The organism is Sphaerochaeta globosa str. Buddy, from assembly GCF_000190435.1.
Taxonomy (GTDB): domain Bacteria; phylum Spirochaetota; class Spirochaetia; order Sphaerochaetales; family Sphaerochaetaceae; genus Sphaerochaeta; species Sphaerochaeta globosa.
Map to the genome: position 1 here is coordinate 2,041,087 of NC_015152.1, position 22,325 is coordinate 2,063,411.

Annotated in this window: 26 protein-coding genes; 12 read left to right on the forward strand and 14 right to left on the reverse strand. The window is 46.3% G+C overall.

Annotated features, from left to right (window positions below):
- Positions 1-10: 10 nt before the first annotated feature.
- Together SPIBUDDY_RS09505 and SPIBUDDY_RS09510 are read left to right on the forward strand one after the other, a co-directional pair.
- A complete protein-coding gene (locus tag SPIBUDDY_RS09505; protein ID WP_013607542.1) occupies positions 11-880 on the forward strand; it encodes a hypothetical protein in 870 nt (289 codons plus the stop codon).
- Positions 881-959: 79 nt separating this feature from the next.
- A complete protein-coding gene (locus SPIBUDDY_RS09510) occupies positions 960-1,160 on the forward strand; it encodes a YjzC family protein (protein WP_041380705.1) in 201 nt (66 codons plus the stop codon).
- Positions 1,161-1,422: 262 nt separating this feature from the next.
- Here SPIBUDDY_RS09510 and SPIBUDDY_RS09515 read toward each other — a convergent pair whose 3' ends face one another.
- The 11 genes from SPIBUDDY_RS09515 to SPIBUDDY_RS09565 form a co-directional block, all read right to left on the reverse strand.
- The gene (locus tag SPIBUDDY_RS09515) at positions 1,423-1,782 is read right to left on the reverse strand and encodes a hypothetical protein (protein WP_013607544.1); all 360 of its coding nucleotides are present in this window, start codon (positions 1,780-1,782) and stop codon (positions 1,423-1,425) included.
- Positions 1,775-2,098, reverse strand: a complete 324-nt coding sequence (locus SPIBUDDY_RS09520) for a hypothetical protein (protein WP_013607545.1) — start codon at positions 2,096-2,098, stop codon at positions 1,775-1,777. The genes SPIBUDDY_RS09515 and SPIBUDDY_RS09520 overlap by 8 nt, the downstream gene beginning before the upstream one ends.
- Before the next feature lies 1 nt (position 2,099).
- Positions 2,100-2,399, reverse strand: a complete 300-nt coding sequence (locus SPIBUDDY_RS09525; protein ID WP_013607546.1) for a hypothetical protein — start codon at positions 2,397-2,399, stop codon at positions 2,100-2,102.
- Positions 2,381-3,022, reverse strand: a complete 642-nt coding sequence (locus SPIBUDDY_RS09530; protein ID WP_013607547.1) for a lipase family protein — start codon at positions 3,020-3,022, stop codon at positions 2,381-2,383. The genes SPIBUDDY_RS09525 and SPIBUDDY_RS09530 overlap by 19 nt, the downstream gene beginning before the upstream one ends.
- Before the next feature lie 2 nt (positions 3,023-3,024).
- Entirely contained in the window at positions 3,025-3,348 is a 324-nt protein-coding gene (locus SPIBUDDY_RS09535) for a hypothetical protein (protein WP_013607548.1), read from the reverse strand.
- Positions 3,349-3,360: 12 nt separating this feature from the next.
- Positions 3,361-3,870: a hypothetical protein gene (locus tag SPIBUDDY_RS09540; protein ID WP_013607549.1), complete on the reverse strand. Its 510-nt coding sequence runs from the start codon at positions 3,868-3,870 to the stop codon at positions 3,361-3,363.
- Complete coding sequence (locus tag SPIBUDDY_RS09545; protein WP_013607550.1) at positions 3,870-5,978, reverse strand: hypothetical protein; 2,109 nt, start codon at positions 5,976-5,978, stop codon at positions 3,870-3,872. Before SPIBUDDY_RS09545 ends, SPIBUDDY_RS09540 begins: the two co-directional genes overlap by 1 nt.
- 11 nt (positions 5,979-5,989) lie before the next feature.
- Positions 5,990-7,333 carry a hypothetical protein gene (locus SPIBUDDY_RS09550; RefSeq protein ID WP_013607551.1) on the reverse strand — a complete coding sequence of 448 codons (1,344 nt, stop codon included), beginning with the start codon at positions 7,331-7,333 and terminating at the stop codon, positions 5,990-5,992.
- 10 nt (positions 7,334-7,343) lie between these two features.
- Positions 7,344-8,486 (reverse strand): hypothetical protein, encoded by a 1,143-nt coding sequence (locus tag SPIBUDDY_RS09555; protein ID WP_013607552.1) that lies wholly within the window; start codon positions 8,484-8,486, stop codon positions 7,344-7,346.
- Positions 8,487-8,779: 293 nt separating this feature from the next.
- On the reverse strand, positions 8,780-9,736 hold the full coding sequence (locus tag SPIBUDDY_RS09560; RefSeq protein WP_013607553.1) for an SDR family NAD(P)-dependent oxidoreductase: 957 nt from the start codon (positions 9,734-9,736) through the stop codon (positions 8,780-8,782).
- A 13-nt stretch (positions 9,737-9,749) separates the two neighbouring features.
- Positions 9,750-10,190 carry a nuclear transport factor 2 family protein gene (locus SPIBUDDY_RS09565; protein WP_013607554.1) on the reverse strand — a complete coding sequence of 147 codons (441 nt, stop codon included), beginning with the start codon at positions 10,188-10,190 and terminating at the stop codon, positions 9,750-9,752.
- 263 nt (positions 10,191-10,453) lie between these two features.
- Between SPIBUDDY_RS09565 and SPIBUDDY_RS09570 the strand changes: the two genes are divergently transcribed.
- From SPIBUDDY_RS09570 to SPIBUDDY_RS09585, 4 genes are all read left to right on the forward strand, one after another.
- Positions 10,454-12,427, forward strand: coding sequence for a TRAP transporter permease (locus SPIBUDDY_RS09570; RefSeq protein WP_013607555.1), 1,974 nt, complete (start codon positions 10,454-10,456; stop codon positions 12,425-12,427).
- Positions 12,424-13,407: a TAXI family TRAP transporter solute-binding subunit gene (locus SPIBUDDY_RS09575; protein WP_013607556.1), complete on the forward strand. Its 984-nt coding sequence runs from the start codon at positions 12,424-12,426 to the stop codon at positions 13,405-13,407. The genes SPIBUDDY_RS09570 and SPIBUDDY_RS09575 overlap by 4 nt, the downstream gene beginning before the upstream one ends.
- A gap of 128 nt (positions 13,408-13,535) precedes the next feature.
- Positions 13,536-14,582: an acyltransferase domain-containing protein gene (locus SPIBUDDY_RS09580; protein ID WP_013607557.1), complete on the forward strand. Its 1,047-nt coding sequence runs from the start codon at positions 13,536-13,538 to the stop codon at positions 14,580-14,582.
- A gap of 306 nt (positions 14,583-14,888) precedes the next feature.
- Positions 14,889-15,446, forward strand: coding sequence for a hypothetical protein (locus tag SPIBUDDY_RS09585; RefSeq protein ID WP_041380707.1), 558 nt, complete (start codon positions 14,889-14,891; stop codon positions 15,444-15,446).
- Here SPIBUDDY_RS09585 and SPIBUDDY_RS09590 read toward each other — a convergent pair.
- Entirely contained in the window at positions 15,440-17,260 is a 1,821-nt protein-coding gene (locus SPIBUDDY_RS09590) for a phytoene desaturase family protein (protein ID WP_013607559.1), read from the reverse strand. The genes SPIBUDDY_RS09585 and SPIBUDDY_RS09590 overlap by 7 nt on opposite strands.
- A gap of 10 nt (positions 17,261-17,270) precedes the next feature.
- Positions 17,271-17,768, reverse strand: coding sequence for a flavodoxin family protein (locus SPIBUDDY_RS09595; RefSeq protein ID WP_013607560.1), 498 nt, complete (start codon positions 17,766-17,768; stop codon positions 17,271-17,273).
- A 104-nt stretch (positions 17,769-17,872) separates the two neighbouring features.
- Between SPIBUDDY_RS09595 and SPIBUDDY_RS09600 the strand changes: the two genes are divergently transcribed.
- The gene (locus tag SPIBUDDY_RS09600) at positions 17,873-18,652 is read left to right on the forward strand and encodes a TatD family hydrolase (protein WP_013607561.1); all 780 of its coding nucleotides are present in this window, start codon (positions 17,873-17,875) and stop codon (positions 18,650-18,652) included.
- Here the strand turns inward: SPIBUDDY_RS09600 and SPIBUDDY_RS09605 are convergent.
- The gene (locus SPIBUDDY_RS09605) at positions 18,618-19,433 is read right to left on the reverse strand and encodes a hypothetical protein (protein ID WP_155816091.1); all 816 of its coding nucleotides are present in this window, start codon (positions 19,431-19,433) and stop codon (positions 18,618-18,620) included. The two genes, SPIBUDDY_RS09600 and SPIBUDDY_RS09605, sit on opposite strands and share 35 nt — an antisense overlap.
- A gap of 122 nt (positions 19,434-19,555) precedes the next feature.
- Here SPIBUDDY_RS09605 and SPIBUDDY_RS09610 point away from each other — a divergent pair, with 122 nt between their 5' ends.
- The 5 genes from SPIBUDDY_RS09610 (at position 19,556) to SPIBUDDY_RS09630 (ending at position 22,323) form a co-directional block, all read left to right on the forward strand.
- Positions 19,556-20,548: a class II fructose-bisphosphate aldolase gene (locus tag SPIBUDDY_RS09610; protein ID WP_013607563.1), complete on the forward strand. Its 993-nt coding sequence runs from the start codon at positions 19,556-19,558 to the stop codon at positions 20,546-20,548.
- 175 nt (positions 20,549-20,723) lie between these two features.
- Positions 20,724-21,278, forward strand: coding sequence for a translation initiation factor IF-3 (gene infC / locus SPIBUDDY_RS09615; protein WP_013607564.1), 555 nt, complete (start codon positions 20,724-20,726; stop codon positions 21,276-21,278).
- A gap of 81 nt (positions 21,279-21,359) precedes the next feature.
- Positions 21,360-21,557, forward strand: coding sequence for a 50S ribosomal protein L35 (rpmI, locus tag SPIBUDDY_RS09620; protein WP_013607565.1), 198 nt, complete (start codon positions 21,360-21,362; stop codon positions 21,555-21,557).
- Between the two features lie 12 nt (positions 21,558-21,569).
- Entirely contained in the window at positions 21,570-21,929 is a 360-nt protein-coding gene (gene rplT, locus SPIBUDDY_RS09625) for a 50S ribosomal protein L20 (protein ID WP_013607566.1), read from the forward strand.
- A gap of 37 nt (positions 21,930-21,966) precedes the next feature.
- A complete protein-coding gene (locus tag SPIBUDDY_RS09630) occupies positions 21,967-22,323 on the forward strand; it encodes a hypothetical protein (protein ID WP_013607567.1) in 357 nt (118 codons plus the stop codon).
- Positions 22,324-22,325 lie beyond the last annotated feature (2 nt).

Sequence of the window (22,325 nt, forward strand, 5' to 3'; positions counted from 1 at the left end):
GAGTACTGTGATGGTATTATCGCAAAAGTCCGTTGAGGAATTGGCAAGAATCATCTGCGGCGATGGTTTGGTTAGCCGTCGGTCAGGACAGAAGTTAATTGATTTTTTTAGTCAATTTGGTTTTCATGATGAATATGGCCAAGGATTTCCTTCTCGCCAAACATATGCTCAAAGCCGGATTGCATTGATTAATGGAAAACCGGAAATCGATAGATGTATAAAGAATACATTTGATCCAAGAAATTTTGTAGCAAAAATGAGTGAGCTGGATGAAACTATTAATCGGTTTAATATTTTCTTGGAATTTGATGGATGGTGTGTACGGAGGGAGCATGCAAAAATCCTTATAGAGAAAGCAACGGAAATTCATGCAGTAGAGACTTATGACCTGCCTAAAGTAGATACAGAAGTAGCTTTTCTAGAGAAAGTGTTCCCTCGCCCAGATTTTAACAAAATGAAATTTGAAACAGGACTTCAAATTTCCCTTAATCAAAGGCTTGATGAACTGGATAAGTGCATTAAGCAAGAATGCTCTTTAGCTTCAATAGTTCTTGCAGGGAGTATTCTTGAAGGAGCTCTCCTTTTCTTTGCATTTGACCATTTGGATGATTTCATGAAATCAAAGAACGCTCCGCGGGATAGAAGTGGAATTGTTAACAAAATTGAGAAATGGGACCTCTATAACTTAATTGAAGCCGCTAATTCGTGTGGTTTTATTGATCAGGATATTATTAAATTTAGTCATGTGTTGAGAGATTATCGTAATTACATCCACCCAGGTGTACAATTTCTACAAGGATTCAGTCCTTCAATTCACACTGCACATATTTGTTATCAAGTAGTCCTTTGTGCTATAAATCAGCTAATAGTAAACGCTTGATCCTTTTATTATATAAATTTAGATAACTTAATCTTGATTTATCACTAAAAGTGTCTATACTGCTTTTAGGAGGCAATTTATGGCTATAGGTGATAGGTACAAAACAGGACAGGACTCTCCTGCTCACGCACGTTATGCTTGGGATGGGTATACTGACGGAACACATTCACCATCTCCTACGGAAGCAGAGAAGAGTATCACTCTTGAAACAGGAGAAAAATTTCCACCAATTAACTCATGTGACAAAGGTGCTTGGTGGAAGATGACATCCTATGTTTAATGGATAGCTTTCTTTTGAGAATTGTCGCTCTTATGCTCAATGGTTGTTCATAATACTGCTCCCGAATCTCTAGGGGGCATTTTATTGCTTACCTTATAGTGAGGAAATCTGATCCTCAAGAGCCAAGGCATAATCCTGCCACGCATAGGCGAATGTTTCCCATTCAACCAAGTTCTGCATAAGGTCCTTGTCTGTTTTAGGTTGCGGGTTCAGTACAGGCTCATATGCTGGACGAAAGGCTTCCAACGAGGGTATCTGATATTCAGTTTTTATTTCTACTGTTTTGCAACCGTTCAGCACGAACACGAGCAAGAGCAGACTGCTCAGCAGCAAGTTTCTTGACCTCATCACTTACCTCAACCTCCTTTTCTTCCGGAATCTCAGATATCTTCTGGGTTACATCCTCCCTGTTCTCTGATAGTTCCTCTTTCTTCTTTGTTAAATCGTCCTTGATTGTATGTGTGGTTTCCAAGATTTCATTCTGTTCTTGTTCATGAGCAATCTGTCCTTCCTGTTTAACAATCTTTTCTTTCTGTTTCTTATTCTTGCGTCTTTCGATACCCAGGAAGAGCAACAGTACGCCTACAATCGCTCCAAAAGCTTTTTTGATAAAACTACTCATTCCACTCAAACCCCTCCAGCACGATGCCTTTGCTCTTTGCATAAGCTCTCGTCAAAAACTTGATAAGCTTCATGTCCACCACGAACTGGAGGGCATATACCACGATGGAGTAATAGACGATGGCAATGTGATGCCCCGGCAGGTCGAAAGAGAAATATCCCACGGTGGAGAACAGGAAAGAAAGCACTGCAGCAATCTTCCATACCTTGATGGGATCGAACTTATCCTTCTTGATTTTCTTCTTGTAGGTCTCCATGAAAATAGCAATCGCCACCACTACAGGTCCTAGAACCTTTAGAATCAACAACCAATCCATATCAGCTCCCCATAAATACTCGAACAGTCACTCCGATGATTGCCGTGACAACGGCAATGACCAGCCATTTAACAACTCCATACACGCCTGTCTTCCATTTCTCCTCTACAGACTCATCAATCTGCTTGGGGATACTCTCTTTGAGGCCTTCGATCTTTTTGTCGAGTTGATCTAGTTTCTTGTCCAATTTATCTATCCCCTCGCCTAGATGTTCAAACATAAGGCTCACCCTCTCCCCAAGTTTTTCGATGTCCTTCTCATTCTTTATACCCTGTGGGCAGTTCATGAAGCTGTCTTGCATGTAACGTCTCCCAAACTCTCAATGTATCCGTCAATGTGGTGGTACTTTTTCGGCTTGAAGTATCCAATCAAGAATTTCTTTCCTCCGATGTGCTTAGTCTTTGCTACATGTCTGAATCCAAAAAGTACAGGAGGTACTTCAGTAACAATATCGCTTCCATTCACATAGAGATTCGCCCCATGCCACCGAACCCATATTTTCTTGAAGTTGTACGCACCAATCACTCTTGGAGAACCGAAAGTCACCAGACGAATGATGTAACGCTTCTGAGGATATTTGAACCAGATATCCTCGTAACAAAGGGTTGCCATCGCTCCCCCATACGACCAACCGCAAACGGTGATTGGCTTGTTGTACGCTGCAGCCTCTTTCAGGAAGTGGTCATTGATCTTCTTCCATTCCTTCAAGAATCCTCCATGAACATAGAACGGTGTCTTCATTCGCTTGTAAGGTTTCTTTGGAAATGAGAAGTTGATTTTCCAGTCTGCCTTTGAATTGGACGGGCAGAAAATAATCACCACCTCATCCGAATATTCAAGAACCCGGTATTGAGTGTCAGTACCGATAGTGCTCCAGCAGTCAATTGTCTTGAAAAGCTGAGCAAGCTCCAAGTGTGTCTTCATAATCAAAACATCTTGAAGAGGAGCGAGTTCTCTCCACGCCTATATTCGATTATGTGGTTTCCATTTTCATCAAGTATCAATGTCCCTGTTGTAGGATCGAATTTCCATGAAGATTGCACGTTGTAATTATACGAAATAAACTCGGCAAACTTTTCAATCACCTCATCAGTTCCGTTCACGATGATTCGATACAACTTATTGTTCTGGAAGGTCGTATCGATGAACCCTCCGACAACATCTACCACCATTCTCGATTCAGCAATGGAAAATCTTGTAATGTCAGATTCGAACACCTTCTCATTACCGCTATAAACTTCTACTTTCATTTTTACCTCCACCTAATTGATCGTTCCAGCCAAACCACTATTCAAAACACTCGTAGTGAATGATGTCCCTGGAATCCTGTTCGAACTGTTTTGGGGGTTGTCCCAATAAGTAAGCAATTTCCCTTGCTGGCAATCCTTTTGTCCGCACCAGAAGGTAACAGTGTGGTGAGCCCTGCTACCGCTACCTCCTAGTTGATACCAACCAGGCCCATAATTCTGGACATAAAATTCATACTCCCATGCACTTTGTGATTTAGTAAGGTCTCCGACAGTCCAGACTGTATAGGAAGCCCCTGTCGCACTGTCTTTTTTGTTCATATATCCCCTTACCCTAGGGAACCATCCCCCATTGGCAAGCCTGATCTTCCCAAACTTTCCAGAACTACCCCTGATATAGAACCAAGGGGAAACACCTGAATGGTCTCCATAGCCATCGCCCCATTGCTGGATGAATGTTTGCCATGAGTTGTTAACGTTGTTTAGCTCTGTTGCAGTGATTATCTGTGCTTGTGTAAACGCCATTAGTTTGCTACTGCTCCCCAAACTATGTTTGTTGTTCCTTGTGTATTGATCTGAGTGGCTGAAAGAACCCCTGCCGATGCAGTAACATACTCAACCCCGTTGGAACTTTGAATTGATAATCCTTTCATCCCACCTTGCTTGAAGGTCCAATAATTGCCGGAGGTATGTCCATTATATGAACCAATCCTAAAAGTGATATCATAGCCACCAATAGAATATTGTTTATTAACGGGGATAGCGATTTCAGAACTGTAAGAGCTTCCATTATTTACTGATACATCAAAAGTATCTTTTGGAATTGGGAAAGACCGAATTGCTCTAACATATGGCCAAGTTATCGCTGTACTTGTTGAAGTTTTTGACATTCCAGTAGCACCGACTGTAATTCTATAAATACTTGCTGAAGAAGCATTATATTCATTAGAAGCCCAATAATTCTCACTTGTTCCTACAGTAAAACCGTAATCGGTTCCAAGTCTATCAATAGCCAATTTTAATTCATCAAGACTTGGTAAATACCAATCGCTGTATCCTCCATATACTAAATCATTAGCATATGTAGCCGCTGGTGCTGAACTTCCAAAAGCAGACAAAATTGTGTTGGTATTTGTTTGACCTGCGCCAACAGAATAATTATAAAGTCCCAATTCTGGTGCGGTCGGTCCCCATTTTAATCTTCCGCTTTGTGCTGCGATTGGAGAACATTCATAAATTGTAGTGTCAGTTATATGGAAAATCTTTCCACCAGCAGGGCCTGTGCCACCTAATTGATATATAGGAGCAATTGTTCGCATTCTCACTACAGCATCGACCGCTACTGCTCCAGAGTTGATGATTGTTAAGTCATTCAAACCAGAACCAACAAAAGTAGGTCCAGCAATAATTCCACTTTCATCACGAATACTTACACGTGAATTAGCAAGTGCATTAAGCCCAGTTCTTAGAGTACCTATTAGCTTTGCATTCATCGCTTGAAATATCCCATCAGGGGATAAATGATATCCAGCCGAAGTTGTTATAGGAATGCCATCTTTTGTATACCCTGAGTAGATTGAGCCATTTTGCAATTCAATGTTTTTTGCCTTTATCTCTCCGTTTCCAGCTAAATAATATCCAGAACCATCGGAGGGGGCTGCTCCATCTTCGGTGTATCTTGAATAGATTGCACCATTATTGGACATCTCTATCTTGTTTGCGAATACCTTGTTGATAAAAGCTTCGAGTACAGCCACCCTCTGGAATACTTGGTCTATCTTGTTTGCTTGCGCCCATACGTTGATGTTTTTAATATCCCCGGTTGCAAGGATATCCATGAAGTGTGATCGCTCAAAATTCTCCGATCTTTCTGGCATTACGTACTGGATATCGTAAATCGAATCCCCATTCTTCATGAACGAACCGAGAACAAAGAAATCCGAGGTCAGTGCCTCACCACCGTTATACGGCTCCCATCTCTTCGATGTTCCGTCAGCTATCAGCTTTGCGAATTGTGCTGCTACTCCATCGAATATTGCATACCCTTTCCCATCTGCAGTGAGAACTTCGGAATAAGCTGGAACTGTGTGTCTAATACCTTCTGCATAAATGTACCCTGTATTTGCGGTGAGTGTTCCATCGTCAGCAAATCCTTTTAGATAGAGAGTTGTGCCATCAGCATACAACCCAAGTTGACCGGGGTTTCCCATCGGGCCTTGTGGTCCTTGTGGTCCAATTTCGCCAGGGTCTCCTTTAGGGCCTTCTGCTCCAGTCTGCCCTTGATACACCTTAGAGAGAGCATACCGCTTGGTAATCGAAGCCTCACCAAACTTGGATGCAGTGATATCCACCCACCCCATATCTGTTGTGAGAGCAGTAACAGTCAGAACCCCGGAAGAGTTAACGGATGACGTTACTCCCATTCCCGAATTCGTTCTAGAAAAAGCCCATCCAGTCTGCAGAGTATTACCCCTGTAGACCTTCATGGTTGTTGTTAAGGGAGTCGTAGAAAGTGGAATCTTTGGAGTGCCGCTTGCATCAACCGAAACGAGTCCAGCATCCGATGTCAACACAGCATACGTTACATCGTTCTGATCGTACAATGTTAATGAACCAGTTCCCACAACTCCCATTGAAATGCTCCTTATGCCTTGCTTGCTTCGATGTAGATGTTTGCATTCCCATCAACATCAATGTCACGTGCAATGAACGGAGTAGCACCAGAGGATGTCCCTTCCCCTGCAGTAGCACCGCTTCCGATATACACGTAGAGCTTTCCACCAACAAACTGTCCTGCAGTAGGTGCTACAGATTCAAAGCCATTCAAGGGTGCTCTAAGTGTGATGGTGTTGGTTGCTACGGATGCTACCTCATAGGAGTTGATTGCAAGGCCGTTCGCAGAGACAAGACGGACTACAGAACCAGCAACGAGACCAGAGATAGCCGCACCATCATGAGTGACTGTCCCCGTGATTGTAGTGCCATGTGCCGTGATATTCCTTGCGTTCACCTCACTGGTCTTGGTTGTGTCGATGAATCCAGAGCGTTTTCCGAAACGGTCATAGAGCTTCCAAACAAACGTGTAGCCAGTAAGATCAGAAACAACCTTGTTTCCGTACCTTACCTCTGGAATCATGGTCTTTATACCAACACCATTCAAAAACACATTGCCTTCTGCACACTTAACATCCACTTCGTAAGGGTCTGACAAATCGTGTACCACAAAGTTTCTTGTGTAGATGATTCCACCTGCATCTTTCGCCTTGACCATGAAAAGCCCGATATCGGTCACAGCATCTTCGGTGATAACGATGGACCTCACATCTGCCCAAGCTCCGTCAGCCGGGTTTGTTGCCGCACCACCAGCAGTAGTTTTGAACGATACCTTGCCGCCTGTCACCAGAGCATGGTTTGCATCGAGCTGGTTTGCTGCAGCGTAGGGTGATACGAACCACTGATAGGAAATACCAGAAGTATCTTCCGCTGAGCCACGGAACAATCGTGCGGTAATAGTAGCGTTGTTCTTTGCTCCCTCTGCAGTCTTTTCAATAATGAACTGGCCATCAACATCAAGCGAAACACCAGAAGTTCCATTGCGTTGACAGGTAAGGGTTATTGAAGACTGGACAATCGAAGAAATCCTGGTTGTAGGATCGGTGTATGTCCCTTCGTAATAGATGGTCAAGACAGGCGATGCTGAAGGAATGTTCGTGTTCTTGGAATAGGTCGCACCAGTCCCCAAGTCAGAACCTCCAACGGTAGTTCCCCATTTGTGGCCCGTCATTACGCTATGGATATTCGCTCCACGGCAATAAACATAAGGGGTAAGGACGTTTGGAGTACTAGCCCAGTTTGGGTTGTAGGTTGTAGAACCTTCCTCTTCCGTGAATACCTGCTGGCCTTTCTGAGAAGGACTGATGATTGCGGTAATCGGTGCTGCATCGTTCTGATCGTACAATGTAAGCGAACCGCTAGTAATTACTGGCATGTAAATCTCCTTATTGATTTATGTCTAGGTGATACGTTGCTCTTGCTTCTACGGAATCTGCAGCAACATGTATCTGCCGATATCCACTTGCATGCGATAAATTCCACGTATAGTCGTCATCGGGCGGCAATCTTGGATAGAAACTATTTCTGGTCCATCTGAAAGCTGAGTCTGGAAGTGTATCGGTGATATCCACCTCGTTCAGGAAAACCCTTCCGTACATCGTGGTCTCCATGACTTCACCCGGTTTAAATACCAACCCATTGGTGGAGTGCATCTCAAGCCTGTACGACTTGCCCTCTTCGCCCTGTGGTCCTTGCGGCCCGGGGACTTCTTCCGAAAAGGAGGCGAACCCAATCTTCTCAAAGTACATGGTGTCGCTATACATGTGCTTGAATGTGCAAAGGAATGAAGCAGACTTATAGACCAGATCATACTTGGTTATAGTTATTGACTTGCCGACCAACTGCTGAGGTTCTCTCCAAGTTGAATCTGCTGTCCTGTTTTCCGACAGTCTTTCCCAGGTAAAATCAGAATCAGGGTAGTTGGCCGTTGCATCGATTCCTTCTTGATATAGAGATACACGAAGAGTCGTAGAAGACCCATCCAGAGGAACAGTTACCCCTGTTGAGCCTATTACGCTGACTGTAAACTTGGTGCGGTAATCCATGCCGCTAAGGATTCCTGTCTCAAGACGGAAGAGCATCTCATCAAGAGCCGTCTTTTTGGTGTAGTAATCCTCAAACAATGTGATAGGGCTGCCAAGCTCCGTGATGTCGGTGTTATCACCCATCTTGGTCGGGTCAAGGACGATGTTTAGGTAATTCTCAAGGTTGTTATAAGCTTGGAGCATTGAGACACTGATGGTGTGTTCCCCAATGTCATACTCATCGACCTTCTGAAGCGTTGCAGCCTTAGAAGCAATGAGACTTTTCCACTCTCTATCTAATGATCGCTTCTCCACCGGAGTAATGTTGCTGTCAGAACCCATGAGTCGGAGTTGCGAATAAAGGTCGGACCTGTCAACGGCAAGAATCTGGAGACCAGCTTTGTTGAGCGATTCTCCGGGTGTCTTTCTAACCTTGCCTTTTACAAGCTTGATATTGTCTGCATAGATGGTCTTGCCAAGCTTGTCATCAACTACTGTCTTCACTGCATCCTCTTTGCAAAAGTGTAGCCTTATGACAAGGAACTCACTCGCTTGGAGGTAACGAGACAGTGTACATTCATGCACAGCGTACATCGTCTAATTTGGAAAAATTACGCTCATACCAAGGGCGGAATTATTGGCTTGAAAGCTTTATGAGCGAGGTACGGATCATACAATTATAGATTTTGTGTGAAGTATGCCCGTTTTCGGCAAATTCATATAAAGCAACGAGTTTTAAGTAAAAACCACGAGAATCGTATTCGAGGTTTTTCTTTTTCTGCGGTCCTTACTCCCAATTACTCATCAACAGACTTTACTTGGATTTTTGCCATTTCCAGGCTTTTTGCCCAAAGTTGCTCTGCAACAACCACGTCCAGTGCATGGGGAGCAGGAATCTCAAGGGTGGTCAAGTTGAAGAACTTTCCAGTAATTTCTTTTACTTCCTGTGAGACTCCCAAGTAATACAGCGCTTGGGCTGAAAGCTGGGGAGATCTTGATGAGGGGTTGATGATCCGATGCTTGAAGAACTTGTATAGCCGACCGTTGTTCTCCCCCATGTTGGTCAACACATCGCCTGGATGCATTGCATTGATGGTAACGTTGGTGTCTTTAAAAATCCGGCTGAAGAAAAACAATGAAAGCAATTGGGCCGTTTTGGCCGAGCCATAGCTTTTCAAACCCGTGTAGTGTTGTTTGTCCCAGCCTAGGTCATCAAGTTTCAAACCGGCAAGTGCAAACCGGTGACCTTCCGAGTTGACATAGAGGATTCGCGCGTGCTTCTGCCGCTTCAGCTTATCCTGCAATCGATAGGTCAGCATGAACGAAGCGAGGTAGTTCACTTGGAATACTTCTTCGATATCATCGTGTGTGAAGCGTTTTTTTGTGTTGTAGACCCCTGCATTGTGGATGAGCACGCAAATATCCCGGTCAAGAGAACATAAAAAATCGGCTGCAGCATGGATCGCTTCGAGCTTTGAAAAATCAGCAATGAAATAGGTGTAGACACCCTTGAATTGCTGCTCAAGTCCAGCCTTCAGCTTTTCTGATTTCTCCTTGTTGCGATTGATCATCAACAAGTCGGCGCCATGACTGGCATAAAGTCTGGCGGTCTCATAACCGATACCCGAGGTGGCGCCGGTAATGACTACCAAGTGACCTTGCAAGTCTTTTTGTTCTTGCTTGGGCATGGCCTTGTTGTTTTTCAGCATTGCACGGATATTCGACCATTCGTATTGTTTCCAATAGGGATTCATTGCTTTAGGCACCTCAACCAAACTTCTTGTGCATGAATTTTCTGTACATTCTGTTGAACCTGGGGATGTTATCGAAAATGTCGCCCCATAGATCATAGTAATCGCGTTGCTCGATAATCTTGCCGTTCTCGTTCAAGGTTACCCTGCTAGAGCCATAGATGGATGAATTGGGATACTTTTTAAAACTCAGACTCATCTCCCACTCCATGAAAATTACAGTACCGTTTGAGGCGGTATTCTTTACATCCATTCTCAAGTTGTTCGAGCGATTGATCAGGCGCTCGGTCATCGCCTTGAAATCGTGTATGCCCTGAATTTTCTGTACACTGTCACAAAAATAGATTGCCTCATCATAGTAAGGCAGAATATGGGACCAATCAGGCTTTCCTTCCGTATTGTAAATATTGGTCCATAGGTCTTTCAGGTGTTCCTTGCTCTGAATCGTATATTCCATGGCGCGTTACCATCTTCCTTTGGGTTGTATCAGTTATACCATGGTTTATGGAAATTGCTTAGGAAAAAGCACAGCCTCAGGCATCTCTTGTGCCAAGGTGTACGAGAATACTTTGCCCTACAAACAAGAGAACGTTCATACCATAGTATGTAAATTTTCATTATAGTGTATAAAACTTCCATGTTTATACACAATAATGCATATCTAAATTGACAAACCGACAAACAACCTCTAGATTGAAGAGAACGTTCGGGGTAGGTGTCATGGAAAGTAGTTCAACAGAGAAAACGTTCACCAAAGAAGAGCTCATCGCCCAGGAATTGCTGGACAAAAAAGAATCAGATAGCAAATTACGCGTGTATTCTGGTCCACTAGGAACAGCAATTACTGCATTATTTCTTATATGGTCAGTATTTCAAGTATATGCAAATACTATCGGCATCATCGATGCCATGTCGTTAAGGACCTGGCACCTTTTCTTTCTCATGCTTTTCACCTTTCTCTTGTTCCCAACCTACCCTTCTGAAAAAAGGAAGCGCGCCCTTCCCCCTATCTGGGATATGGTATTACTGGCAGTTCTTGGCTTCACCTTTTTGTATCTTTTGAAAAATTACATTTTGGTAGCCAAACGGGGCGGATACCTACTGAATCCCGATCTTTGGATCGCCGGCATTACCATGCTGCTCATCTTTGAGGCTGGAAGGCGAGCATGTAAGAATCTCGCTATCCTTGGATTGATATTCCTCTTGTATAACTTTCTGGGGATGTGGATTCCAGGAGAGCTTGGGCATGTTGGATTTAGTGTCAAACGCGTCCTGAATCATATGATTTGGGGCAGCCAGGGAATCTTCGGCGTTGGAATCGGAGTCAGTGCCACCTATATTTTCCTTTTCGTACTCTTTGGTGCTTATTTGAAATACAGTGGATTCAGCCAATTCATCAACGACATCTCCCTGACACTGGTAGGAAGATCAGCCGGTGGCCCTGCAAAAGTGGCCGTAATTGCCAGTGCACTGCTTGGCATGATCAACGGCTCGGCCATCGCCAACGTGGCAACCACGGGAACCATTACCATCCCTATGATGAAGAAAACCGGCTACAAGAAAGAGTTTGCCGCAGCTGTTGAAGCTGTTGCCTCCACCGGTGGGCAGTTTGCTCCTCCCATTATGGGAGCAGTGGGATTCGTAATGGCCGAATTTTTAGGTGTCAGCTACACTAAAGTAATGGTTGCCGCCGCCATTCCGGCTTTTCTTTACTATCTTTCATTGCTGTTCGCAGTGCATTTCGAGGCTAAACGCCTCGGGCTGTCGGGATTAAGCAAAGAGAACATCCCCAATGCCGTTGTCGTACTGAAGAAGCAGGGTCATCTGCTCATTCCCCTGTTTGTCCTGATTGGAATGCTTGGATTTGGATTCACTCCATTATTTGCTGCAGTCATTGCAATTTTTGCTACCGTAGGTGCCTCTTGGCTAAGAAAAGAAACACGGATGACCTGGTCCGTTATCGTAAAGGCAACAGTGGAAGGTGCACGCTCGGCTGTAGCGGTAGGTATGAGCTGTGCCATCATCGGAGTAATTATCGGTACCGTTTCCTTGACAGGAATCGGGCTGAGCTTCGGATACATCATCCTCAAGATTGTCGGCGAGGGGCAGCTCTATCTCGGAGGTTTGATGGTCATGCTCATGAGCATCGTCCTGGGAATGGGAGTTCCCGGTGTTGCTGCCTATGTCATTGTTTCGACAGTCTCTGTTCCAGTTTTGATCCAAACAGGGGCAATTCCCATGGCAGCCCATATGTTCTGCCTTATCTATGCCTGTCTTTCCAACATCACCCCCCCTGTGGCAATGAGCAGTTACGTAGCAAGCGGCATTGCAGACTCCGACCAAACAAAAACCAGCCTTATCGCGGTAAAACTTGGACTTACCGGGTTCATCCTCCCCTTCTTCTTTTTGAACAATCCCATCCTCTTATTGGGAAGCACGGAAGGTATTCCCTTGCTTGTGACCCTCAGGGCACTGCTTACCTCGTCCATAGGGGTCATCGCCCTCTCATCAGGCCTGCAGGGATATCTTTTCAATAAACTCAACACCATCGAACGCTTGCTCATGGTCGTCGCAGGGCTCTTATTCATAGAAACCGGGCTTGTCACCGACCTGGCTGGACTCTTTCTCGTCGTAATCATCATAGCCATCCAATATAAAAACATAAAATCACAACCCAAGGAGAGAATCGTATGAAAAAGTCTGTAGTAGTACTGTTGGTTATCACAATGCTCATTCAGGGCCTCCTGTTCGCAGCAGGTACGCAGGAAGGAGCGGCTGAACCTGTAAAGAAAACCGTCATCAATTTCCCCACAGCAGCAACTACCGGAGCGGTCTATCCGCTTGGGTCCGCCATGGCAAATTTGTGGAATACTAAGCTTGATAACGTCAGGGCCAGTGCCCAAGCCAGTGCCGGCGGTATTGCCAACCTGAATATGATCGCCGACGGAGAAGCCCAACTGGGTGTTGCCGTGACCTCCATTATGTATGAATCCTTCAATGGCATCGGAGCATTTGAGGGAAGACCGAATCCGAACCTCAGGGTTATGATCGGCTTGTATGCCAATCCAAACCAAGTGGTGGTCACCCAGAACAGCAATATCAATTCACTAGCCGACCTTGCAGGAAAGCGCTTCGCATCAGGAGCCCCGGGTTCTACAACAGAAGTGGAGACAAGCCTGCACCTCAAGACAAGTGGAGTAAACTATCCCGATGGATTGAGAGTCCAGTATGTCGGTTTCACGGAAGCAATTGACCTAATGCGCAACAAACAGCTTGATGGAGCTTGGATTATGGCAGGTATTCCCAACGCCGCCGTTACCGAGATGCTTTCAACCGCCGGTGGTAAATTACTCAGCCTCGACATGGACCTGATCAAGAAGCTGCAGCAAGCCTACCCTTGGTATGGTGCTTACACCATCCCGGCCGGTACCTATCCGGGACAGACAACCGATGTCCTGACTTCCGCCATCAAGATTACCGTCTGTACCGATGCCCGCGTCGATGCCGATGTAATCTACGATATGACTAAGGCATTCTGGGAAAACTTTGAGGAACTGAAGGCTACCCAAGCTCCGCTGAAGCAGGTCAATCCCAAGGAAGCGGTAAAAGACCTTGCAGGTCTCCCCCTCCATGAAGGCGCTGCACGCTACTACAAAGAAATTGGATTGCTGTAAGATCAACTGAAGCAAGGGACCGAGGGCTGGAATTTCTGACCCTCGGTTTTTTTTGCCTTTTCTGATGCATGATACGCATACTTGTAACGCCTCTTGACCCAACTTCGTCGAGCGTGCATGCTCAACGTATGCAGCAGAGATTCTTCGATGAACTTGGGTTCTCGATACAGCAGAGAGAGGATGTCAAGCGAGCGGCACGGCAGATTACCGATGCAAAGCACCATGCAAGGTTGAACACAGGGTTGCGCGCAGCAATAGCGAATCGTGATGAAAAAACCGCAGGGGCTCTTCTCTTTGAGGGATTGCAAACCTTTGGGCCAACCTATCCTTTATATCTCATACAAAGTTGTTATGATTGCGTGTGCTCACTCTACGATACGCTTTCCATTGATAATGCCATCAGGATCGCCACACTCAAAGACATTCAGCTTTGGACCGATACCTATGCACAAGCACACCAACAGCAGACCGGCCTTACCCAGGTCTTTTGGATTGCACGTCATCTGTGTGCCAGAATTCTTCGTCTTGGAAGGTTGCAGTTCGAACTGAAAAGCTTGGGCTCACCCGTTCGCGTCTATAAGCAGAAGGAAACAGGAGTGTTGCTTGCTATTGCTGAGGCAAACCTTGCTTGCGATCAGGAAGGCTATCTCGCAGATAGGGAAAAAGCAGCGTTTGTCACCACCTTACAAGAAGAAGCTTCAGTGCTGACAGCCCATACCATAGATTGCCAAAGCGGGAGCATTGCACACAAGCCTCTTCCATTTGAAACCACTTCCCTAAGCCTGCTTGCTGATTCGCAGACGAAAGTCCTGCATATGCATATCCCTTCCGGAGAAAAATTGTCCAGAGAAGTTGTGGACGATTCCCTGCTTCAGGCAAAAACCTTCTTTCCTACCCATTCTTTGGTATTCTGTACTTCATGGCTGATCGATCCTGCATTGAAGCAGGTCGCTGAACCATCGAGCAACATCGTCTGCTTCATGCAGCGGTTCTCCAAGTTTCCGGTCCCCTTTCAAACCCCTCAGATTTTTGAACGTGTCTTTAGTTTCACCGCTACAGAACAAGACATCCCTGCATGGAAGGCAACTACATCGCTCCAACGTTCAGTGCAAACAGCGCTCTCATTAGGAGTGGTCTTCCGTACCATGGGGGGATATGTCTTGCTTGAAAAGTAGAATTGGCAAGTTTATACTGTATCTACAAAGAGTTGAGTCGTTCCTCGCCTTTATACCTGCTGAGGTTTACTCATGATTGGACGCTTGCTTCGAATGTGTGTTATGGGGTGTCTTACCTGCTGTTTTCTCATACTAGGATGTGAAATTGATCCTGATATGCTACAAAACAACACTCCTTATCTTGTATATGAAGAACCCCCACCTACTCCAGCAGTAGCTGCTCTACCATCCAATCTCTTATTCATCGCACACTGTGATTATTATCAAGACCCGGTTGCGCGACTCTATTTCAAACCTCTCCCAGAAATGGGAGCTGCATCCTATACAATCCAAAGCTCGATTGATGGGAATGTGTGGTCTGACTTCATGGTCAACGGGCTCATATTCACCATTACAGACCAGAGTGCGATTGGAATCGATCCCAGACTTACCGAGAATTGCTATTCCCGAATAAGAATCAATGGGGGTGAATATGATGGACAAACTTCAAACACCATGTGGGCGAAGTACGCCCCCCAGGGAGGATATCTGCATCATTCGACGTTGGACACCTCCCTGCACCTTACAGGAGTGATGTCCCCTTCAGCAGGACACGGCATCGAAGTAGGGATCGAAATCAGAACTTTTGTCAGCGCAACTGATTTCTCACTCAATCCAATCCTGCCTGATGCAATCGGGTCTTGGACTTGGTATCGAGTGAACCCGCTTGATTTTGATGATAAAACGCTTATTGTCGGCGCAAACACACATACCTATACTACGACAAACGCAGATATAGGTAAGCTAATTATGGTCGAGGCAAGCGGTGATGGTTCATCGTTTTATGGCTTGGTACGAATCAAGACTCTCGAAATAGTTCAATAATCTTTCAAATACGTACACACCTTCCCAATCGCAACCGACTCTTCTCTGATGCAGTTTGGTTCCAGTTTTTTGGGATCTTGCACTGCTGACTCAGCTAGCTTGCGTTTTGCTCCCGCAAAGTTGCCCACTGTCACCCTTCTCATGATACCGCGTACATCCAAGTCTGTCCCTTGACTGCAAGAAGGATGTTCACAGAGCTGACAGCGTCGTGCCGCCCTCTGAATGGCATCACGTTCTGCGTCTGTTGTTGCATACAGTTGCTCGTTGGTAAACGGTGCATCGATAACCTTGACAAACTCTTTCATGCCAGGCTCATACAGGAAAGGCTTGAGACCTCGTTTGGAGAGAACGGCATTTGCTGCAGCAATACCGCTGGTTGTTACCGTAGGGGTGCCGGTACCCAGCGTAGTCGACTCGCCACAGCAGAATAAACTATCCCACCCTGTCCGGATATGCTGGCGTTTGAACATATGGTTGCCAAGTTTCTGCTTGGGTCCGGCCACCGCTCCCCCATTCTTCAACGTAAAGCGTTCTATGGTTCTTGGCGTGGCAAGCTCTACATGCCTGATGTGCTCTTTGATCGTGGGGAATCGCTTTGCAAGTACAGAAAGCAGGCGATCAATCTCCTCGTTCTTTCTTTGCTTGTACGCTTCGGGATTGAGTGAAGACCAATCACTGAACGAAGGCCCGATGGCCATAACGATGTGTTCATCATCGCTACAAATGGTTCTGTCATCGACGCTGGGAATGTAGGCGGTTACCTCGTCTTCATCCAGCATATCGGGTCGGCCGATAAGCATTTCCACAGCCAAGGTATCAGACTCAACAACTTCTTTGTCAACCAGTGTATAGAGCGCCACGCTCGGATAGGTAGGTTCCTGATTCTTTGCCCACTGTCTTTGTTTTTCGGTAGTATACTCTTTTGGAAGCAGCTTGTCGTACAAATTCCAGACTGTACCGCTGTAGATGATCTGATCTGCAGTATATTGGGACCCGTCGTCCAGCAACACTCCGTAGGGTTTCCCTTGGTCAAAGAGAATGGAGACGACTTCATGTTCTGCAATCATCGTAGATCCATGTTGCTCGATTACTTTCTCCAGTGCACCCGTTAGGTGCAACGTGGAGCCGGCCGGGTAGTAACTACCACCGACATGGTTGTCGACAAACATCACCGAGGCAAGAATCGCAGGACTTTCCTCGACGGTTGCATAGCAATAGGTTGAGGTGAGCTTGTCAAAGAAATTGAATATCGATTTGTCGGTGAAGTATTTGGAAAGCAGGCTCTTAGCACTTACATTCAAGTAGGAAAGGAAACGCATATAGGAAAGAGGATGCTGCAGCAACGAGCTCAGGGCAGCTTTCTTATCCACTTCGTCAGGAGTGGTATAGGAAGGATTTTCCACCATGACATGCTCGTACATTTTTTGCATATCAGCATAGAAATGTACCAAGTTCTCTCGTTGGCCGGGAAATATTGTGGCTACTTCTTCGATGAACCGGGAAATATCAGAGAAAAACCTTACTTTTTTACCATCATAATGGACACAGTAGAGCAATTCATGCTGGATGATGGTGATGGGCTCCTCCAGACAATTGAAGAGAAACCGATGAGCGTTGAACCCCTTTTCCCCCCAGCCAAAAAGCATGGATGAACCTTGGTCGAAGATTGCATCGCCGCGCTTGAAAGCACCACAGCTTCCTCCAGGACAGTAGGCCTTGTCGATGACGGCTACCTGCAACCCTCGCTTTGCCAATAAAGCTGCTGAGCTGAGACCACTGAGGCCTGCTCCTATGACGAGTACATCAACGTGCATTGTTTCCCCTTTACTGAAAAGAATCGTTCGACAAAACAGCTGAGCTGAAGGCTTTGAGACGTTCGATATCCTGCTGCAAAGTCGCTTCAGTTGGATTTACAAACGAGATTTCCCCTCGAGTGTGGCCATCAGTCTTGATTTTCTTGATAGTCGAAAAACATTTGGAAACATCACCACCACTACAGGTAGCAATGAGATAGAGATCCTTTTGGAGGAAGCTGGCTTTTTTCAAGTAAGAATACATGGGGGCGCTGACAGTCCCGGCCCAGATCGGCGTAGCAAGCAGTACAACTTCATAGTTGCTCAAATCAGGGAAAGGTTTATTGAAAGCCCGACTGAAGTGAAAAACAGAGTCCCTTCCACCATAATAGAACTTTAAGAATCCTTTGGTAGGATACGGCTTGACCAATTGTAGTTCAAAAACATCGCAACCAAGCATCTCGGATATCTTTTCAGCAACGAGACGAGTATGCCCTTCTGATGAGTAATAAATAAGAATTCTATTCATTGGGAGTCTCCAATCATAGCAATGAGTGTAGCATGACACAGGCATTCAAGCCATGAAAGAATGCCTACCTTGCAACAAAAAAGTGAAGCAGGTATAAAGAAGGTATGCAAACCATAGCCACCCAACTCATCGATTCCCACTTCCACCTTCTTTCCATGCAGAGAAAGGGCGTTGACATCGACCTCGTCCTCGCGTCGATGAGGGAAGCCTCGATGGAAGGCATCGATGTTGGATTGGACTGCGACGATTTGGCTGGTAGAACCGCGTTGTTTGCCCCCTACCCGTTCATTCACCTCAGCGCAGGCATCGGGCCCTGGGGAGCTGATGACCCGCTGGATGAACAACTTGGCAAGTTGGAAGACCAGCTAACTCGAAACAAAGTTGTCGCCATCGGGGAAATCGGGCTGGACAACTACCATACGTATGGAACTGTTGAGAACCAGGAGTACTTGGTGGAAAAGCAAATCGAGCTTGCCAACCGAATCGGTAAGCCAGTCATTTTTCATAACCGGGAAGCGGACAAGCAGTTTCAAAAATTGCTGGGGAAAACAACCTTTGCAAAGCGTGGTATTTTTCATTGCTACCAAGGGGGGAGAGAGCTTGCAGAACTTGCCGTTGAGCAGGGTTTTTATCTCTCCTTTGCCGGACCCTTGACCTATAAGGCGAACAAGAGCATGCAGGAATTGTTTTCTTCGCTTCCCCTCGACCACCTACTTTTGGAGACGGACAGTCCCTATCTCAGTCCCAATCCGGTGAGGGGAACGGTCAATACTCCGCTTTCCATGCAGCATATCTACGCATTTGCGGCTCAATTGCGGGGTCTTGCACTCGAAACCTTGATTGAGCAAATCAGAGCCAACTTCCACGCATTTGTCGAGCAGTAAACAAGCGCTTGACGGCTGGTACAGTCATCTTCTCTGTTGAGAGGACGCCAATAAAGGTGCGACCGAGATCCTCGGCAATCGCGCCATAGCGTTGTGATGGTTTGACCAAACCGATATAGGAAGCATCGACTGTCCATAAAAGCGAAGACGTCTGTAAAAGTGGCAATGCCCATGCACCAAGCCTGGGAGCCAGCACATGCATGATGGGTTGCCTTCCAAGCGTTGTACGCACGCGCTCGGAAAATTGTGTATCACTTTCTGAGTCTTTTTTAGACAACACATAATCTGAGGGAATACCTGTCGGGTAATACTGTTCATCGGAGTTACGGACATAGAGAACTTCGTTTTTCCTTCTCTCAACCACAGTCTGCCAAACATCTTCCCCATCCAAATTGACGATCATACGGTCAAACAGCATTGCTGTTGGACTTTGGCGTCCCATACCAACCCAGGTCAGCGGGACAAGTGCCTCCAAGCGCTTTGTATCGAGGTTTTGCAGAGCCTGGGTGATCACCGGCGAACAAAACACAAAGCCTTCTTGAGCTTGCAACAGTGTATGAAGGAACTTCTCATCAACATCCGTTTTCACCGTTACCGTCTGAAGACGATACCCATGCATTAGCAGTGAAGTCGCCATACGGAAGTTCTGATACGCATAGACATTCGCATAATACGTTGCATCGGTAAGAAACCAAAGTATAGGGAGCAAAAGAAACGTAGCAAGCAGTGTTGCACACAGCAATAGGGCTAACAAATAGGGCAACAGAACAGGTGCTTTCATGCCCTTGAATGTAGCAGTCTGGCCTAGGCCGGTCAATAAACAGATGCATACAGGTTGACCTGTTTGTGCAGATTGGATACATTTGTAACGACTTGAACTTTCCATTGAACAAGGAGCAACCTATGACATCCTATAAGGAACTCGGTCTGGTTAATACCAGAGACATGTTTGCAAAAGCAGTCAAGGGCGGTTATGCCATTCCTGCCTATAATTTCAACAATATGGAGCAGCTGCAGGCTATTGTCCAGGCATGTGTCGCTACCAAGAGTCCTGTCATTCTTCAGGTATCGAAGGGTGCACGAGATTACGCAAACATCAATCTGCTGAGAAACATGGCCCGCGGGGCCGGTGAATATGCAAAAGAACTCGGCTTTGAAATCCCCATCGTACTGCACCTCGACCACGGCGACAGCTTCGAGACTTGCAAGGAATGTATTGATAACGGATTCAGCTCTGTCATGATCGATGGATCACATTTCCCCTATGAAGAAAACATTGCACTGACCAAGAAGGTCGTTGAATATGCTCACGCCCACGATGTAACCGTCGAAGGCGAGCTTGGAGTTCTGGCCGGTATTGAAGACGAAGTAAGCAGTGCCGTCAGCCACTACACCAAGCCTGCAGAAGTTGTTGACTTTGTATCCCGAACCGGTGTCGACTCCCTGGCTATTTCCATCGGAACCAGCCATGGTGCGAACAAGTTCGTACCCTCCCAGTGCACCCGCAATGCTGAAGGCATCCTCATTCCGCCTCCGCTTCGCTTTGACATCCTCGAGGAAATCGAGAAGGAACTTCCTGGGTTCCCCATCGTTCTGCACGGATCCTCTTCTGTCCCCGCAGAGTATGTAAACATGATTCTGCAGTTCGGCGGCAAGCTCAAGGACAGCGTAGGCATTCCCGAGGAACAGCTTCGCAAGGCAGCAAAGAGCGCAGTCTGCAAGATCAACATCGACAGTGATGGAAGACTTGCCATGACAGCCGTCATCCGCAAGGTTCTTGCTGAGAAACCCGGTGAATTCGACCCACGCAAGTACCTCGGCCCTGCCCGTGATGAGCTGAAGAAGATGTACATGCACAAGAACATCAACGTCCTGGGTTCCGCAAATCAGGCGTAATGGTTACTAGGATAGGCAAAGGCCGTTGGGAGGTTTCCTACGGCCTTTTTTCATTTGCTCAAGGGGAGATACTTTGACACTCCCCTTATGCTTGTGATATATTGATTTCCGTCGGCCTTTTAGGCTGGGAAACGCTCACACACAGTGGTTTTCACCGAAAACACAAGGAGTTCGATTGGCTACGAAGGATTTGAGGATCAATAGACAGATCCGCGCAAGAGAAGTGTTCGTCATTGATGCAGAAGGTAATCAAAAAGGCATCATGAGCGTGTTTGACGCCGTTATGCTTGCAGAGAGTGTAGGATTGGATTTGGTGGAAGTATCCCCCAACGCAAACCCTCCCGTTTGCAAGGTCCTCGACTTCGGAAAATACCGTTATGAGCAGGAAAAGCGGCTCAGGGATGCCAAGAAGAACCAAAGTGTCGTCAAAATGAAGGAAATCCGGATGCAGCCCAAGATTGAGAGACACGATCTTGAGACAAAGTCCAAATTCATCGGTGAATTCCTCGCTGAGGGAAACAAGGTCAAGGTAAGCATCCGCTTCCGTGGCCGAGAGCTTGCCCACACTGAACTCGGAAAAGTAGTTTTGGACAAAATACTTGCCCAGCTTACCGAAAATGGTGTAGGCTTCAATCTTGACCGAGACGCCCTGATGGAAGGCAAGATGATGAGTATGATCGTCAGTCCTGCCAAGGTTTCAGCTGCCTCAGTCAAGAAAGACAATCAGTAACAGTATCCCGCATGGGATGTTGAATATGCTGCTCCAAGGGGATCTTGTTCCTTGTGAGCGCAAGATGGAAGGTGCACTACAATGCCCAAAATGAAAACAAGAAGGTCCGTTGCAAAACGGTTCCACGTCACTGGAACTGGTAAGGTCCGCTATAAAAAGCAGGGTCTTCGCCACATTCTCACCAAGAAGAGCAGCAAGCGTAAGGGCAACCTCCGTGCAGCTGGTATTCTCGAAGATATGGAAGCAAAGAGAGTTAAGACCATGCTTCCATACGCGTAAGGGGGTGGGCAAATGCCAAGAGCAGTAGACGGAACTAAACACAAGGACAGACGGAAGAAGATTCTTGAGCTCGCTAAAGGTTATTATGGCCGAAGAAGCACGAACAACCGCGTTGCAAAAGATGCGATTGCCAAGGCTGGCCAGTATGCCTATCGCGGCCGTAAAGAGCGCAAGCGGGATTTCCGCAAGCTCTGGATCGCAAGAATCAGCGCAGCTGTGCAGGAAGAGGGTCTCAACTACTCTCAGTTCATGCATGGTATTAAACTTGCCAACATCGAGATCAACAGAAAGGCCCTCTCCAATATGGCTATTGAAGATAAGGCTACTTTCACCGCTCTCGTGTCCCAGGTAAAGGGTGTTTTGGCTAAATAGTCCAAAACAACTCGTCTAGACGTTTGAAGGAGGAACCATGTCAGTTGTTGATACCGTAAAAATGCTCGAACTGCGGACCAAAAAAGCTGCAGGCTTGATCGCGATGCTCCGCAAGGAGAAAGCCGAACTCCAAGAAAAGTTCGATTTGGTACATGCACACAACGCTGAACTCGAAGAGTATGTTGAAAGTTTTACTTCCAGCACCAAGCTCCTCGAAGAAAGTATTGCAAATGCCATGGAAAATCTTTCCACCATCGAAGGGCTGGATGATGTCCAGCTTTTGGATGATGCAGAGCTCGAGTTGGAAGCCGCCGATGGATTCACCAGTGGAGACGCCTTTGCAAATGAGGAAGTCGACCTTGATGCCCTATTGGAGGATTCTCCCTCACTTTGAGT